The organism is Halopseudomonas sp. MFKK-1 (assembly GCF_027474385.1).
GTDB lineage: Bacteria > Pseudomonadota > Gammaproteobacteria > Pseudomonadales > Pseudomonadaceae > Halopseudomonas > Halopseudomonas aestusnigri.
This window is the reverse complement of record NZ_CP114836.1, coordinates 101,461-116,398: the sequence shown is the minus strand read 5'-3', so window position 1 is coordinate 116,398 and position 14,938 is coordinate 101,461. Positions and strand designations below refer to the sequence as shown.

At 60.1% G+C, this 14,938-nt stretch carries 15 protein-coding genes; 9 read left to right on the top strand and 6 right to left on the bottom strand.

The window, feature by feature from the left end; genetic code table 11:
• The first annotated feature begins 191 nt into the window (after nt 1-191).
• The 4 genes from O5O48_RS00580 to O5O48_RS00565 all read left to right on the top strand — a co-directional run bounded on the left by O5O48_RS00580 (nt 192) and on the right by O5O48_RS00565 (nt 6,093).
• Nucleotides 192-2,441, top strand: a complete 2,250-nt coding sequence (locus O5O48_RS00580; RefSeq protein ID WP_269687832.1) for a DUF1631 domain-containing protein — start codon at nt 192-194, stop codon at nt 2,439-2,441.
• Nucleotides 2,442-2,501: 60 nt separating this feature from the next.
• Nucleotides 2,502-3,071 (top strand): 1,6-anhydro-N-acetylmuramyl-L-alanine amidase AmpD, encoded by a 570-nt coding sequence (gene ampD / locus O5O48_RS00575; protein WP_269687831.1) that lies wholly within the window; start codon nt 2,502-2,504, stop codon nt 3,069-3,071.
• Entirely contained in the window at nt 3,071-3,901 is an 831-nt protein-coding gene (gene ampE, locus O5O48_RS00570) for a regulatory signaling modulator protein AmpE (protein ID WP_269687830.1), read from the top strand. Before ampD ends, ampE begins: the two co-directional genes overlap by 1 nt.
• Before the next feature lie 173 nt (nt 3,902-4,074).
• Nucleotides 4,075-6,093 carry a methyl-accepting chemotaxis protein gene (locus tag O5O48_RS00565; protein WP_269687829.1) on the top strand — a complete coding sequence of 673 codons (2,019 nt, stop codon included), beginning with the start codon at nt 4,075-4,077 and terminating at the stop codon, nt 6,091-6,093.
• Between the two features lie 51 nt (nt 6,094-6,144).
• On the opposite strand, the gene O5O48_RS00560 is transcribed toward O5O48_RS00565, so the two are convergent.
• Genes O5O48_RS00560 through O5O48_RS00550 form a run of 3 tightly spaced genes read right to left on the bottom strand, consistent with a single transcriptional unit; the run spans nt 6,145 to nt 8,635 of the window.
• Nucleotides 6,145-6,711, bottom strand: a complete 567-nt coding sequence (locus O5O48_RS00560) for a cob(I)yrinic acid a,c-diamide adenosyltransferase (RefSeq protein ID WP_228245910.1) — start codon at nt 6,709-6,711, stop codon at nt 6,145-6,147.
• A 52-nt stretch (nt 6,712-6,763) separates the two neighbouring features.
• The gene (locus tag O5O48_RS00555) at nt 6,764-7,669 is read right to left on the bottom strand and encodes a 2-dehydropantoate 2-reductase (RefSeq protein ID WP_269687828.1); all 906 of its coding nucleotides are present in this window, start codon (nt 7,667-7,669) and stop codon (nt 6,764-6,766) included.
• Nucleotides 7,670-7,678: 9 nt separating this feature from the next.
• Nucleotides 7,679-8,635, bottom strand: a complete 957-nt coding sequence (locus tag O5O48_RS00550; protein WP_228245912.1) for a GGDEF domain-containing response regulator — start codon at nt 8,633-8,635, stop codon at nt 7,679-7,681.
• Between the two features lie 108 nt (nt 8,636-8,743).
• Between O5O48_RS00550 and O5O48_RS00545 the strand changes: the two genes are divergently transcribed.
• Both O5O48_RS00545 and O5O48_RS00540 read left to right on the top strand, forming a co-directional pair.
• Nucleotides 8,744-9,229, top strand: a complete 486-nt coding sequence (locus O5O48_RS00545) for a YajQ family cyclic di-GMP-binding protein (protein WP_088275636.1) — start codon at nt 8,744-8,746, stop codon at nt 9,227-9,229.
• Nucleotides 9,230-9,268: 39 nt separating this feature from the next.
• Entirely contained in the window at nt 9,269-10,102 is an 834-nt protein-coding gene (locus O5O48_RS00540) for a mechanosensitive ion channel family protein (protein WP_228245913.1), read from the top strand.
• A gap of 59 nt (nt 10,103-10,161) precedes the next feature.
• Here O5O48_RS00540 and O5O48_RS00535 read toward each other — a convergent pair whose 3' ends face one another.
• Nucleotides 10,162-11,538 (bottom strand): AmpG family muropeptide MFS transporter, encoded by a 1,377-nt coding sequence (locus tag O5O48_RS00535; RefSeq protein WP_269687827.1) that lies wholly within the window; start codon nt 11,536-11,538, stop codon nt 10,162-10,164.
• On the bottom strand, nt 11,535-11,909 hold the full coding sequence (locus O5O48_RS00530) for an MGMT family protein (RefSeq protein WP_269687826.1): 375 nt from the start codon (nt 11,907-11,909) through the stop codon (nt 11,535-11,537). The genes O5O48_RS00535 and O5O48_RS00530 overlap by 4 nt, the downstream gene beginning before the upstream one ends.
• Before the next feature lie 43 nt (nt 11,910-11,952).
• Between O5O48_RS00530 and O5O48_RS00525 the strand changes: the two genes are divergently transcribed.
• The gene (locus O5O48_RS00525; protein WP_269687825.1) at nt 11,953-12,969 is read left to right on the top strand and encodes a DUF481 domain-containing protein; all 1,017 of its coding nucleotides are present in this window, start codon (nt 11,953-11,955) and stop codon (nt 12,967-12,969) included.
• Between the two features lie 60 nt (nt 12,970-13,029).
• Here the strand turns inward: O5O48_RS00525 and O5O48_RS00520 are convergent, their stop codons facing one another.
• Entirely contained in the window at nt 13,030-13,788 is a 759-nt protein-coding gene (locus O5O48_RS00520; RefSeq protein WP_088275736.1) for an SDR family oxidoreductase, read from the bottom strand.
• Nucleotides 13,789-13,988: 200 nt separating this feature from the next.
• Between O5O48_RS00520 and O5O48_RS00515 the strand changes: the two genes are divergently transcribed.
• A complete protein-coding gene (locus O5O48_RS00515; protein WP_088275630.1) occupies nt 13,989-14,438 on the top strand; it encodes an FxsA family protein in 450 nt (149 codons plus the stop codon).
• A gap of 204 nt (nt 14,439-14,642) precedes the next feature.
• Nucleotides 14,643-14,936, top strand: coding sequence for a co-chaperone GroES (locus O5O48_RS00510; protein WP_088275629.1), 294 nt, complete (start codon nt 14,643-14,645; stop codon nt 14,934-14,936).
• Nucleotides 14,937-14,938: the final 2 nt, after the last annotated feature.

The following is a 14,938-nucleotide window of genomic DNA, read 5'->3' as shown; positions in this document are numbered from 1 at the left end:
GTGGCAAGGAACTGTGATGTTGATCAAGAATCCGGTTAAGGGTAGCGGTTTTGTCGTCGCAAGCCGGTATACTTGAAGCTGATAAAACCTTGACGCCAATTTATCGGCATATGGATGGCTTTGAGCGTGCAGGAGTTTCTCCGCTGGCGTGCAGCACCCTATGACAAGTGCAACTTGTCTGGAGAGTAGAAATGTCCCAGGACCCCAAAGTAGTTTCAATCAAGCCCAATCTGGCAGCGCGCGCTGCTGCCGGAGGCTCGGTGCTGCCTGCGCCTCTGATCAGCGTGCGGGATCTGGCGACCGGGTATCTGCAGTCTGCGATGGTCGAGATGTTCGACAAGGCGGATGACAACCTTTTCGAAATGGCTGACAAAGCCGCCAATAATGCCGACCAGGCGCTATTTTTCGAAGCCATGCGCACTCTTCGCCTGCAGCGCCACAATATCGTCAAGAAAACCTGTGATTCGCTGATTCTGGCCACAGAGCAAATCAATGCACAGTACGACTCGAGCGTGCCGGCCGTCTCATTCGAGCTGGATACCCTGAGTCTGGTGCAACCCGATGAGCTGGAAGAGTCCGTTGCGATCGACGGGATGGTCAATCGGGTTATCAGTCGCAATCAGGCGGCACTTGGCCATTTGCTCATGCGGGTCAACAGCCTTGCGAAAAAGACGGTGGAGCAGAGTGACAACCCCTTTGCTCCAGGCGCAATCGCCGAGTACTTTGCGGAGTCCCTGAGGGCGCTCAGTCTCGACATCAAGGTGCGTCTGATCGTGTTCAAGCTCTTTGAGCGCTATGTGTTCAACGGCATTGACGGGCTGTATGAAAGTTTGAATGACGCTTTTGTCAGCGCGGGGGTTATGCCTGACTTGCGCGTGACCTCGGCTGTTTCCGTGCGCAGGCCAGTGCCAGGGGCCGGTGCTGGTTCGGGACGTGGCGTCGGGCAGCAGGGCGGACGCTCCGGCGACAGTAGTGAGCAGCAGGAAATCCTCGGCATGTTCAGTGAGCTCATTGGCAAATGGCGGGTTGCCAGTGGCGATGTGGCACTGGCAGGTCTCAACTCATCGGGCGGCATTCCGATGGGGACCAGTGAGTTGCTGCGCGTGCTGTCCGAGGTGACCGCAGAAAGTTTTGCCGGCGACGCTGGGCAGAACGGTCTGCGCCGTCACGTCCAGCAGCTCTTGCATCAGCAGCGGGTGCAGAGTGGCGGTACCAAGACTGTGGCGCGAGTTGATGACGACGTCATCAGCCTGGTGTCCATGTTGTTTGATTTTATTCTCGAAGACCGTGAATTGCCTGCCGCGGTCAAGGCCCTGATCGCGCGTATGCAGTTGCCGGTGCTCCGGGTGGCTATCAGCGACAAGAGCTTCTTCAGTCGGGCATCGCATCCGGCTCGTCGTCTGTTGAACGAACTGTCCCGTGCGACCATGGGCTGGAACGATCACGATGATCTCCGGCGCGATCAGTTGCATGCTTTGCTGGAGGAGATTGTTGAGCAGTTGCTGGTCGAGACCGAGCCGAATGCGGAGCTGTTCGACGCCCTGTATCAGCGCCTGACCGATTTCCTGCGTGCCGAGCAGCGCCGCGCCGAGCGGGTCGAGCAGCGTACCCGCGATGCCGAGGAAGGTCGGGCGCGCATCAAGGCAGCGCGCGCCGAAGTGGCAAAGGAAATCAACAAGATGTTGCTGGGCCGCACCTTGCCGGTGACGGTAGTTGATTTGCTGCGTGATACCTGGAGCCAGGTCATGCAGATGATCTTCCTGCGTGAAGGGGGAGAGTCCAGGGCCTGGAAGCACGCGCTGGGTACGGCAAAGGCAGTGGTGCACAGTGTGCAGCCGGTTGATAGCGCGGGCGTGCCGCAGCGACTGGCGCAGAATCGTCAGATTGAGGCGGCAGTGCGTGGTGGTCTTGAGTTGCTGGGGCTGGACGCTGCCTCTACCGAGCGTCATGTGCTGGCCATCGTTGCTCCGCAGCGGGCTGTGCTGGCAGCCGTCAAGGCGGTAGGCTCCCCGGTTGAGCCTGACCTGCCCGTCGAATCCGCGGAACCCGAGGTCGTTGAGGAGCCGCCGGTCGAGGCGGTGCGGGTAGAGCAGCCGGTACTGGAACAGGAGCCGGTCGAGCCACCGCCTGAAACCATCGATGACCTGCCCAGCGTAGGTGCGCAGCGTTGGGTAGAGAGTCTGGGCACCGGTTGCTGGCTGCAGCTGGTCGTAGCGGAAGGCAAGGCGCCCCAGCGTTGTAAACTGGCCGCCATTATCAGCTTCAGTGGTAAATACATCTTCGTAAACCGCAACGGCGTCAAGGTTGCTGAACTGTCGGGCCATGAGCTGGCGCAGTGCTTTGATCGTGGGCAGGTCAGTCTGCTGGACGAAAATCAGTTGTTTGATCGTGCGCTGGAATCGGTCATCGGCAACCTGCGTCAGCTTCAGGCGCGCACCTGAGGTGGATGCGGCTGGCGTCGGCACCTGCTAGCATGAGGCTTTTGCTGTCGGGGAGCCTGTATGCGGATCAGCGAGGGTTGGCTGGAGGGCGCAGTTCGTTGCCCTTCCGAGCACTGCAACGAGCGACCCGCCGGGTGTGACGTTTCGCTGCTGGTGATTCACAACATCAGTTTGCCGCCGGCCTGTTTCGGCGGCGGCTTCGTCCAGCCCTTTTTTACCGGGCAGCTTGATCCTTCCCTTCATCCCTACTTTGCCGAGATAGCGGGTTTGCGCGTGTCTGCGCACTTTCTGATCGAGCGTGACGGTACCGTTACCCAGTTTGTCTCCTGTGACCGGCGAGCCTGGCATGCGGGTGCATCGTGCTACAGCGGTCGGGAAAACTGCAACGACTTCGCCATTGGTATCGAGCTGGAAGGGACTGACGAAATTCCCTACGCGGACGCCCAGTACGATGCTCTGGTAAGCTTGACCCGGGTGTTGCAGACGGCCTATCCGGCAATTACCAATCACCGTATAACCGGGCATGAGTTTATTGCTCCGGGGCGCAAGACGGATCCTGGTCCTGCCTTTGACTGGCGCCGCTATCTGCAGGCGCTGGTTTGTTCTCATCGTGTTCAGGGAGAGCATTGATGCATTTTCTTGCCTTGTTGCTGGTCGTTGCACTGATGTGGTTTACCCCGCTGCGCACCGGCTTGCCGCTGGACCTGCCGAAAGCCTGGGTCATCCGCGTGGTGCGTCGTTATCCCGTGCGGCAGCCGCTTGCTGGCCTGCTGCTGGTGCTGCTGCCTTTACTGATTCTGGTATTGCTTCAATGGTGGTTGCAACGTAACGGACTTGGCTTGATCGGCCTGTTGCTGTTTGCCCTGGTGCTGCTCGCCTGTGTTGGCAGGCGCGACCCGTTGGGCGCGATGGCGACCGGCTTCGAGCAGGCCTGGGACAGGGGCGACAGGGCTGCCGCCGCGCTAGTGGCCGAGCGCGATCTTGGGGTGGTCGCCGAGGGTCAGGACTCCGTGCTGAGCGAGGTCAGATCGGCTCTGGTGCGTGAGGTATTGCATGGCTACATGGTGACGGTTTTCTGGTTCGCCCTGCTGGGTCCTGCCGGCGCTCTGGGTTATCGGCTGCTGCGGTTGCTGGCCGATCAGGAGAATAGCTCCGCCGCGTCGCCCGCATCGGCGCTGGCCCATGCGCTGGAATGGATTCCCGCACGCCTGCTTGCTGCCAGCTTTGCGCTGGTCGGACATTTTGATCATGTGCGTGCCGAGCTGGCCGATGTCATGCTGCACTGGGAGCTGCCATCGGATGTGCTGGTTCATCGGGCGGCAGAGGCCGCTCTCAATAGCAGCTCCGGATCGCTTGCCGGGGCTGAGACTGAGGGGGTGCTGGCCGATACCCGAACCCTGCTGGTGCGGGCACTGGTCGTTTGGGCAGTGGCGCTGGCTCTGCTTGCCGTGCTCGGCTAGATTTGCCGGCTTTGACTTAAAGTTGCGCTGGCTGGAGCCGATAGCCTTTCTGTGAGACAGTCAGTGTTGGGGCGACAGCGCCTCGTTGTGGTGGTTGTTATACAAGAACAGCGCAGGTTCAGCCTGCGCAGAGCCCTCGCCGCCGGGCAGCTTATTATTAGGAGAGATCTCGGGTGAACAGTCTGCTTTCCCCTGCCATCGCGTTAATGAACCGGCTGACCTACGGCATGAAGTTTTGCCTGATCAGTGTCCTGTTTTTTGTTCCCTTGGGTATCGTCAGCAGTATGCTAGTGCAGCAGGCCTACGAGCGTGTCGAGGTGACGTCGCACGCGCTGGACAGTCTTGCATTGGTGCGTGCGACCTCTGATGCGCTGCGCAGCGCCGAACTGGTGCGTGACCTGGATGCGGTCAACACGCGCCTGGGTCAGGGCGGTCAGGCAGACAGTATTGAGGAGCGCCTGACCCAGACTCGTGCGCGGCTGATCGAGCAACTGAACAGTTTGCCGCTGGAGGCCGATGATCCGGCGGCCGCCGACCTGATTGCCATGCGCGACAAACTGGTACAGAGCTATAACGAGATTGCCGCCGAGTCGATCATCTCGCGCGGTCCGATGTCGGTGCGTGCCAAGGATGAAACGGCAACCCTGCTGATCATGACAGCCGCTTACGCGGGCCTGCCGCAGGATTTTGACCGCAATGTCCGTCAGTTGACGGAGTTGCTTATCGGTTCCACCGTTGAGGTGACCTCTTTGTTGGGCCATGGCCGCGCGACTGGGGCTTATTCGATGGGACTGGGCTTTCTGGACTCGGACGCCAGCCGGGAAATGGATGATCTGGTCACCGGGCTGCAGAAGCTCGGCGCCGATTATTCGCAGGTTCTGGAGCAGGCGGTTGCCGGGACCGGCAACGCCGCCTTGCAGACTGCTGCAGAGCAGAGTCTCAAGAGCATCGAGAGTGCCGGTGTGATCTTTGAAGAGGATGTCATCATTGCTGCCTCGCTCGACAGTACCTGGGATGCCTTCTTTGATCGTATTACCCGCGAGATCGAGTCCACTTACCTGCTTGACGAGGCTATCTTCGATTATCTGGACACTCAGCTTGACGGCCGCCTGGCCAGCAATCAGCAGACAATGTGGTTGCTGGTGGTGTCCCTATCGCTGGTTGGGTTGCTGATCATTTACCTGTACGCCGGGTTCTATTTCGCTACCCGCCGAACCCTCAAACGCCTGTCGCAGCAGATGGGGCAGGTGGCCGGCGGCGACATGACAGTGCAGGTTGAGGTCGACAGCAAGGATGAGCTCGGTGCCCTGGCTGCCGACTTCAACAACACCGTGCAGCGCGTGCGCGAGCTTATCCGGCAGGTCAGCGATACCTCCGGTCAGGTGCAGGAACAATCCAGTCAGGTTGAGCACATCGCCAGCGAAAGCAGTCAGGCGGTGGCATCGCAGCGTAGCCAGATCGAGCAGGTCGCCACGGCCATGAATGAGATGGCGGCGACTTCGCAGGAGGTGGCGCGCAGTGCCGCTCTGGCGGTCAACAATGCCGAGCAGGTCAATACGGAAACCCTCAATGGGCGCCGCATGGTCGAATCATCGGTCGACGGTATTGAAAAGCTGGCAGGGGAAATCGAAAACTCGGTACGGGTCATCAATCAACTGGCAGACGACAGTTCCTCGATCAGCCGGGTGCTCGACGTGATCAAGGGCGTCGCCGAACAGACCAACCTGCTGGCGCTGAACGCGGCTATCGAGGCGGCCAGGGCCGGTGAGCAGGGTCGCGGTTTTGCGGTCGTAGCTGATGAGGTGCGGACCCTGGCCCGCCGGACCCAGCAGTCCACCGAAGAGATCGAGCAGATGATCGCCCGATTGCAGGAAGGGGTCGCAGCCGCGGTCAAGGCCATGGGCAGCAGTCATGGCATGACGGCTGCCACTGTGGAATCTTCGCTGCAGGTGCAGCAGGGGCTTGACAGCATCCTCAAGGCGGTGACCCAGATCGTCGATCAAAGCCAGCAGATCGCCGCCGCCGCCGAGCAGCAGACAGTGGTCAGCCATGATATTGACCAGAACATCGTGCAGATCAATCAGGCGGGTGAGCGGACAGCGCAGGGTGCACAGCGAGCCGAGGAAGCCAGTGGCCGCCTCGGTCACCTGGTGCAGTCGCTGCAGAGCATTATCAGCGCCTTCAAGGTGTGATGAGTCTGGGCGATTGAGCAGTGCGCCTGCTCAATCGTCCGGCGCCGCCGATCAAGCCTCCGGCTTGGGTTTGGCAGCCCAAAGCACCTCTGCGATTCCTTCAAGCAGCGCGATGGTTCGTGCAGCCACAAACAGCAGATCGGACAGACGATTGAGGTAGATCGCCGACTGGTTGTTGACCTCTTCTTCCATGGCCAGTGTCAGATAGTGACGCTCGGCACGCCGGCAAACGCTGCGTGTCAGGTGAGCCTGGGCAACCAGCACCGAGCCACCCGGCAAAATGAAGTTTTTCAGTGGCTCCAGCTCAGCATTGAATTGATCGATCAATTGCTCCAGCGCGGTTACGTCGGCGGCTTCGATCAGGTCATGTCCGGGGATGGCCAGCTCCCCGCCGAGGTCAAACAGACGATGCTGGATCGGGCTCAGGGCCTGTTTCAGTGGCGCGAGGCGGTCGCTGTCCATCTGGCAGAGCAGCAGTCCAAGCTGGCTGTTCAGCTCGTCTACGTCACCCATTGCCTCAACGCGTGGGTGATCCTTGCGGATACGTTGACCGTTGGCAAGTCCGGTATCGCCGGCATCACCAGTGCGGGTATAGAGTTTGCTCAGGCGGTAGCCCATGAGGTGCTGTCTCCTTTGAAAGCTGGCGCCTAGTCTAGCGGCAGACGGCGTTTCAGTCAGCCGGCAGTTGATGCCGGCGCAGGGCGTCCTGAGCGCTCAGCAGCAACCGGTCGAGGGCGGGCGTCGACAGCCCGGCACTCTGCGCGGCGCGGCATGCATAACCGAGGAAGTAACTCAGCTCCGTGCGTCGACGTGCGTGCAGGTCCTGGCGTGTGGACGAGCTGTTGTTGGCCGTGGCCAGAATGACCGCATGCACCTGCTCGGCGAGGTTGGCGTCGACGCCGTGAGAGGCAAGCACCTGCTGCAATTCGGCGATGCATTGCCCAAGCCACTCGCCTGCGCGCTCGGGCACTTCGCCATTGCGGCAGTCGTAAATCAGGGTAAAGGGATTGATGGCGCAGTTCACCGCCAGCTTGCGCCACAGCACCGGTAGAATGTCATGCTGCCAGGTGGTCGAGATGCTGGATGGGAGGTCGTTCAGCCAGTCAGGGGGAGCTGTTCCAGGGCGAAGCGGGCCGACGGTGTTATGGCCGCGACCGGCCCAGATCAACTCATGCTCACTTGGTCGCCAGGCGCCATCTGTGACGCTGACACAGTAAATTCGGCAGTCCGTAAAGGCATCGGCGATTGCCTGTTGGGAGCCCAGGCCGTTTTGCAGCAGAAAAAGCGCGGCACCCGGCTGCAGGCGCGGGCGCAGCGATTCGACTGCAGCCAAAGCGGCATGCGCCTTGGTTGCCACAATCAGATTCTCGATCGGTGCCGGGGTGTCGGGCGTCTCGGTGGCAAGCGAAAGGGTATGTTTTGCAGCGCCATCATCAAACACCAGCCGGTTACCGTTGCTGTTCCACTGTCTTAGCTGGCTTTCGTTCCGCACAATCAGGCGGTAGTCGATACCTGCCTGCTGCAGGCGGGCCGCCCACAGCAACCCCAGGCTTCCGGCGCCGAGAATATGCAGCATCCGAGTACGTCAGCCGAGTTTGGCTTCGGTGATCAGATTGGTTTCGTAGGCTTCGCCCAGATGGCTTTCCACCTGCTCAAGCAGCGCCTCGGCGTCCGGCAGCGCCTGACGGTTGGTGAGCGTACATAGCACCATCCCGGCACGGATCGACAGGTAACCCTCGCTGGTTTTGAACGCCTTCAGATTCAGGCCGTCGTGCAGACGGCGGAAACTGGCCGGCTTGAGGTCTGCGGCCTCATCGGCAATGGTGACAATGGCGAAGGCGTTTTCATCAACCCGTGCAACGACGTCCGTAGGCCGCACCAGTTGCTGCAGGCGGCGCGCGGTTCCACGCAGCACTTCCTGTTGTACGGCAGGGCCGAAGCGCTCGGTAAGGGTTGGCAGGTTCTGGACACCGAGCAGAACCAGGCAGCAGGCACCACCGCGCGAATCCACGTTGCGCAATACGTCGGCCAGGCGCTGGATCAGGTAGCGACGGTTGCCGATCGCGGTCAGCCGGTCTACCAGGTTGTGTTCCTCGAGCTGGGCGTTGTTGGTAGCCAGCAGTCGGTTCTCGTCCAGCAGGCGGTTGATCAGCTGCGATGTGCGATCGGCAGCGTAGATGCGTGGCAGCAGCTGTTCGTTCATGGATGATTTGCTGATGAAGTCATCGACACCGCGATCGAAGGCCTCCCCCAGCACATTATCGCCCTCGCGTGCTGTCAGCAGTACCACATAGGTGTAGTGATCGGATTGCTCGTCTGTCTGACGAATGCGGGTGGTCAGCTCAAGGCCGTCCATTTCCGGCATCAGCCAGTCGGCGACCATCACGCTGGCTGGCTGTTCCTCGTGCATGCGCAGGGCATCCATCGCGGAGCTGGCAAAGCGAATATTGGAGTAGCCGGCCTGACTCAGTGTGTGACCGATGACAGCACTGCTGAACTTGGTGTCATCGACTACCAGAATGCTGAGTTGCGGATTCGGCATGTAGGTGCTCCCTGCTGGACGTGGGCCGGTCTGGGTATAATGCCATGAGGTTATACCGTCGTTTTGTAATGAACATCATAATTTTGGGTTTTTCTGTGAGGTAGCACAATGCCATCTTTTGATGTCGTGTCCGAACTGGACAAGCATGAAGTAACCAATGCGGTCGATAACGCCAAGAAAGAGCTGGAGCGGCGTTACGATCTTCGCGGCAAGTGCGAGATCGATTTCAACGACAAGCAGAAGACGATCGCCCTGAGTGCCGATTCCGAGTTCCAGCTGGAGCAGGTGATCGGCATTCTCGAGCTCAGTCTGACCAAGCGCAAGATCGATATTCGCTGTCTGGATGCGGGTGAGCCATTTGCGTCCGGCAAGCTGGTCAAGCAGGATGTCACCTTCAAAGAGGGTATCGACAAGGAACTTGCCAAAAAAATTGTTGCCCTGATCAAGGATTCCAAGCTCAAGGTGCAGGCCGCGATTCAGGGCGATCAGGTACGGGTAACAGGCAAGAAGCGTGACGATTTGCAGGATGTCATGGCGCTGTTGCGCGGGGCTGAACTGGAGATGCCGCTGCAGTACAACAACTTCCGCGACTGACCGAGGTCGTGAATTTATCGCCGAGAAAAGGAGGCAGGAATGGATGAGGTCATGAACACGCTGCGAGGGCTTGAGGAGGCCTGGTTACCGCTGTTGATCGAATACGGCAGCAAGCTAGCGCTGGCGCTGTTGACGCTGCTGGTTGGCTGGTGGCTGATTGGTCGTCTGATGAAGGCGATGAACGGGGTCATGAGCAAGCGCAACGTCGAGCCAACACTGCACGGGTTCATCGGCTCGCTGGCCTCTATCGCGCTCAAGGTACTGCTGCTGATCAGCGTCGCCGGCATGGTGGGTATCGAGACAACGTCGTTTATCGCGGTGCTGGGTGCAGCCGGCCTGGCGGTAGGTCTGGCCCTGCAGGGCAGTCTGGCCAATTTCGCCGGCGGTGCCCTTATTCTGTTTCTGCGCCCGTTCCGTGCCGGTGAATACATTGAGGCGCAGGGCGTCTCGGGCACGGTTGATAGCATCCAGATCTTCAATACGGTGCTGAAAACGCCCGACAACAAGACCGTGATCGTGCCCAATGGCAGCCTGTCCAACGGCAATATCATCAACTATTCCCGTCAGGCGACCCGCCGTGTCGATCTGAATATCGGTATTGATTACAGCGATGACCTCAAGTTGGCCAAGGACATCCTGATGGGCCTGGCCCAGGGTGACAGCCGTGTACTCAAGGACCCGGAGCCGGTGGTTTGGCTGGTATCGTTGGGTGACAACTCGGTGAATCTGTCACTGCGCATGTGGACCAAGACCGAGGACTACTGGGGCGTTTTCTTCGAGTTGCAGGAAAAGGCCAAGCTGGAATTCGACGCCGCAGGTATCAGCATCCCGTTCCCGCAGCGGACGGTGCATCTGGTGCAGCAGTCAACCTGAACGGCTGCAGGTTTATGTGAGTGCATCAAACCCGGCGCAAGCCGGGTTTTTTGTGCCCGTCAATCGATACCGGGGCGGCGCAGACGGTCCGGGTGGGCAAACCGCAGCAGCGCAATGGCCAAGATGATGGCGGGCAGCCCGGTCAGTGCGGTAGCCATAAAAAAGTGGACCCAGCCCAGTTGGGTAGCCAGAACGCCGGTGAAGCCGGCGGCAAACTGGCCCGGCAGGGTCATCAGAGAGCTGAACAGGGCATACTGGGTCGCGGTGTAGGCGGTGTTGGTCAGGCTCGACAGATAGGCAATAAACACCGAGATGGCGAGCCCGCCGGTGATGTTGTCGGCAATAATGGCGACGATTAGCCCATCGGGCTGCGGCCCCATGAAGGCCAGCCAGGCAAAGATCAGGTTGGTCGCTGGCGCCATGAACGCGGTCAGAATGAGGATCGGAGCAATGCCGAAACGGGCCACCATCAGGCCGCCCAGCGCAGCCCCGGCCAAGGTCATGGCCAATCCGAAGGCGGCGGCGATATTGGCGATCTGCTCCTTGCTGAAGCCGATGTCGAGATAGAAAGGATTGGCCATGGTGCCCATGAAAATATCGCTGATCCGGAAGGTTGCGATAAACAGCAGAATGATGAAGGCAACCCGGCCGTAACGCTCAAAGAACTCGGTGAATGGGGCAATAAAGGCGTTGAAGACCCAGCCGGACAGCTGCAGTCGCCAGCCACTGTGCACCGACTGGCTCAGGTGCTGGGTCAGGCGGGCTTCCTGCGCTCGGGTCGCATCGGTTATTTCTACGCTTGGTTCGGCAATGACAAGCGTGGTCACTACGCCAATCAGCATCATGCCGGCCATCAGGCCGTAGGCCAGGCTCCAGTCCTGCAGGGCAGCGATGTGCAGGGCTCCGGCGCCGGCGGCGAGGATGGCTACCCGGTAACCGGTGACGTAGGTGGCAGCCATGGCGGCCTGGCGGTGCTTGGCTTCGGCTTCGACCCGGTAGGCGTCGATGGCGACATCCTGGGTGGCCGAACCAAAAGCGGCCAGTACCGCCCAGAGCGCGACCCATTCCAGATGCTCCAGCGGATTACTCATCGACATGCCAAGCAATGCGCCGGCAATCACCAGTTGAGCGAGCAGCATCCAGCTGCGCCTGCGTCCGAGCAGTCGGGTGAGTATCGGGACCGGCAATCGGTCGATCAGTGGCGCCCACAGGACCTTGATCGAGTGCGCCATACCTACCCAGCTGAGAAAGCCAATGGACGCCAGTTCGACGCCGATATCGCGCAGCCAGGCGCTGAACGTACCACCCACCAGCAGCAGGGGAAGGCCGGCAGAAAACCCCAGAAACAGCATGCCGATGACACGTGGCTTGAGGTAAACGCGCAGGCCTTCGGCTGGCAGGGGAGTGGTACTGGAGTCGGAGGGGCTGGAACTCATGCTTGTCCTTGTGATGGCGCGGGGGGCTCTGGCCAGCCGTAGTGTCGCAGATTCACGCGACCATTGCGTACCAGTATGCCTTCGGCAGCCAGCCGTTCGCGTTGTTCCCGGCCGCTTGGAGTGTCCGCTCCGAGTGACAGCTTTCCCTGGCTGTTGAGAGCGCGGTGCCAGGGCAGGTGGGTGCCTTCTGGCAGCTGGCCAAGCCAGCGCCCGACCAGGCGCGCGCCTCGGCCGAGTCCGGCCAGCTCGGCAATACGGCCGTAGCTGGTAACGCGGCCAGGCGGAATACTGGCCAGTACCTGAAAAAAGGCGGCCTTGCGCTCGTCGTCGGCTGGCGTGTTGAACGCTGGCGCTATTCGCCGGTCTTTCATGGATAATTGCCCGTTTAACCTGATGTCTGCCGGATGCTGATCGATGCCGTTGTCCCGTGTTGTCCTGTTGTGCTGTCTTAGCGTGCTGTCCTGGCGCAGTGTCGCCGATACTTTGTGGCTCGACAATGGTGATCGTCTGACTGGCAAGGTCGCCTTTCTGGAGGGCGGCAAGCTGGTGCTGGAGACTGATTTTGCCGGCACGCTGTCGATCGATGTAGCGCGTATCACTACCTTCAACAGTGACGAGCCGGTGCTGGTCAAACTGCGCGACGGCATTCAGCACACCGTGCAGCTGGCAGAGTCTGAGCGCGACGGTCAGGTGCTGTTGCGGGTGCCGAATCGGCGGCCCATCGCGACCGATATCCGTGCCATTCGTCAGCTCCTGGTGCCCCGGCCTCTGGTGCAGGATTCGGTATGGGAAGGCGACGCCAGCGCTGCGCTCGACATCAAGGATACGTCGGGTAACGAGAAACGAGACATCGATATTGATGTCACCTCCCGCCTGCGCCATGGACGCTGGCGTCATGACTGGGCGCTGGACTACGACCGCGATTACAGCAACGACGTCAAAACCAGTCACACCCTTGACGCCTCCTACGATCTCAACCGCTTTATTACCGATCAATGGTTCTGGGCCAGCAGCGTGCAGTACAAGCGCGACCATATCAACGAGATCGCCAGGCAGCGCCAGTTCGGTATGGGCCCTGGTTATGAGTGGTGGAACACGGCGCTGGGGCGGTTTGAAACGTCCGTGCGCCTGGACCGGGCGTGGCTCAAGGAGCGCGATGGCAGTCGTGCACGCTATGACGCTCTTGGTCTGCAGTGGGATTATCGGCGGTTTCTGCTGGGCAAGCGGTTTGAGCTGTTCCATTCGGCGGAAACGCAGGTTCCGGACGACCCCAAGGTGCGTTACCTGATGGATGCTGATCTAGGCATACGCTATCGGCTGACCAGCTGGGCGTCACTGAGCCTGAAGGGCGAGTTGGACTATCTCAATACAACCGACGACAGCGGCTATCGGGATACCCGCTATACCTTGGGGCTGGGTGTGGGTTGGTAGCGCAGGAGGGCGGTTCAAGCATGAACTGGCGGTGCGTGGCCGCCAGTTCGCAGGTGACGGTTAGATGCGCAGACCACCGTCCAGTTCGAGGATGCGACCGGTGAAGTAGTCGTTCTCGAACAGGTAGGCCGCCGAGTGAGCGATTTCCGCCGGCTTGCCCATGCGCTTGAGTGGAATGCCGGAAGTCATTTTCTCCAGCGCTTCCGGTTTCATGCTGCCGGTCATCTCGGTTTCGATAAAGCCCGGAGCAATACCGGCAACGCGGATACCGTAACGGGACAGCTCTTTCGCCCAGGTAACGGTCATGGCAGCCACACCGGCCTTGGCGGCCGAGTAGTTGGACTGACCAATGTTGCCGGCGCGGGAGATGGACGAGATATTGATGATCAGGCCCTTGGTGCCCAGTTCGATCATCTTGGCGGCCACTTCGCGGGTACCCAGGAACACGCCGGTCAGGTTGACGTCGATAACCGACTGCCACTGCGCCAGACTCATTTTCTGAATCTGACCGTCTTTGGCTTTCAGCAGCAGACCGTCGCGCAGAATGCCGGCGTTGTTGATCAGGCCGTGGATGGCACCGAAGTCGTCCGCTACCTGGTTGACCATGTGGCTGACTTGTTCTTCGTTGGCCACGTTGCAGATGTACGAGCGGGCATCGCCGCCGGCTGCCTTGCACGCGGCAACGGCAGCGTCCAGCGCTTCCTGGTTGAGATCAACCAGTGCCAGTTTGGCGCCCTTGGCTGCCAGGAACTCGCCCATGGCACGGCCCAGGCCCTGTCCGCCGCCGGTGATGATGATAACGCTGTCTTGCAATTGCATCGGGCTCTCCTCGCAAAAGGGGTGATAGATTTGAGGTGCGCAAGCATGCACCAGATTACCGATATTTTGAATACCCTGCATGGCTCTTCAGTCACTTTCTGACCTTCCTGGCGACATGTTGTTGCCGTTAGTCGCCATCCCGGTTGAAAGCTGCTGTTGTCGTACCCATATATCCCTGACCTGCTCAATACGAGGTGCGTATGCCCCTGTTTCGATTCTTTCTCCTGCTGCTGCCGTTGCTTGAACTGGCCACCCTGATCCTGCTGGGCCAGCGCATCGGTGTCGGCTACACCCTGCTTTGGGTGCTTGGCTCCGGTGTGCTGGGTCTGGTGCTGATCCAGCGCCAGGGCTGGTCCATGCTGCAGCAGCTGCAGATCCGCATGGCCGAAAACCGCTCGCCCTTTGCCGTGTTGAAGACCGGCATGTGGTGGTTGCTTGCGGGGGTACTGTTGATGATCCCTGGCCTGATCACCGATGCGCTGGCGCTGCCTTGCCTGGTGCTGGCACTGGTATCACGCGGCAAGCCGGGTCCGGGCGAACCGGGCGGCCCGAACGTGTGGCGGCGCGGCAGCACCACCATTATCGAAGGGGAATGGCGTCCGGACGATCCAGATCAGGTTTCACCGGATCGCCGCATCGACCGCGAGTAAAAAAATTGTGTACTTGCCTCTTGAAATGGCAATACCAAGCCCCATCTAGGTGACACCGGTTTGGCAGGCTCCGCGCAAGCGCGGAGCCTCGAACAGCGACGAGCCGTCAGGCTCGTCCTTCGGATTCGCATTGCGGGTCCGGATTACAACGTGAAAGCGCCGGGTTTCCGGCATTGAAGATCAATTATTGGGAGACACACAACGATGAAAATTCGTCCGTTACACGATCGCGTAGTCGTTCGTCGCAGCGAAGAAGAAACCAAGACCGCTGGTGGTATCGTTCTGCCCGGCTCGGCTGCCGAGAAGCCGAACACCGGGGTTATCGTTGCTGTAGGTACCGGGCGTCTGCAGGACAACGGCGAAGTGCGTCCGCTGGCCGTCAAAGAAGGCGACAAGGTTGTTTTCGGTCCTTACTCCGGCAACAACACCATTAAGATCGATGGTGAAGACCTGCTGATCATGAGCGAATCCGAAATCTACGGTGTACTGGAAGGCTGATC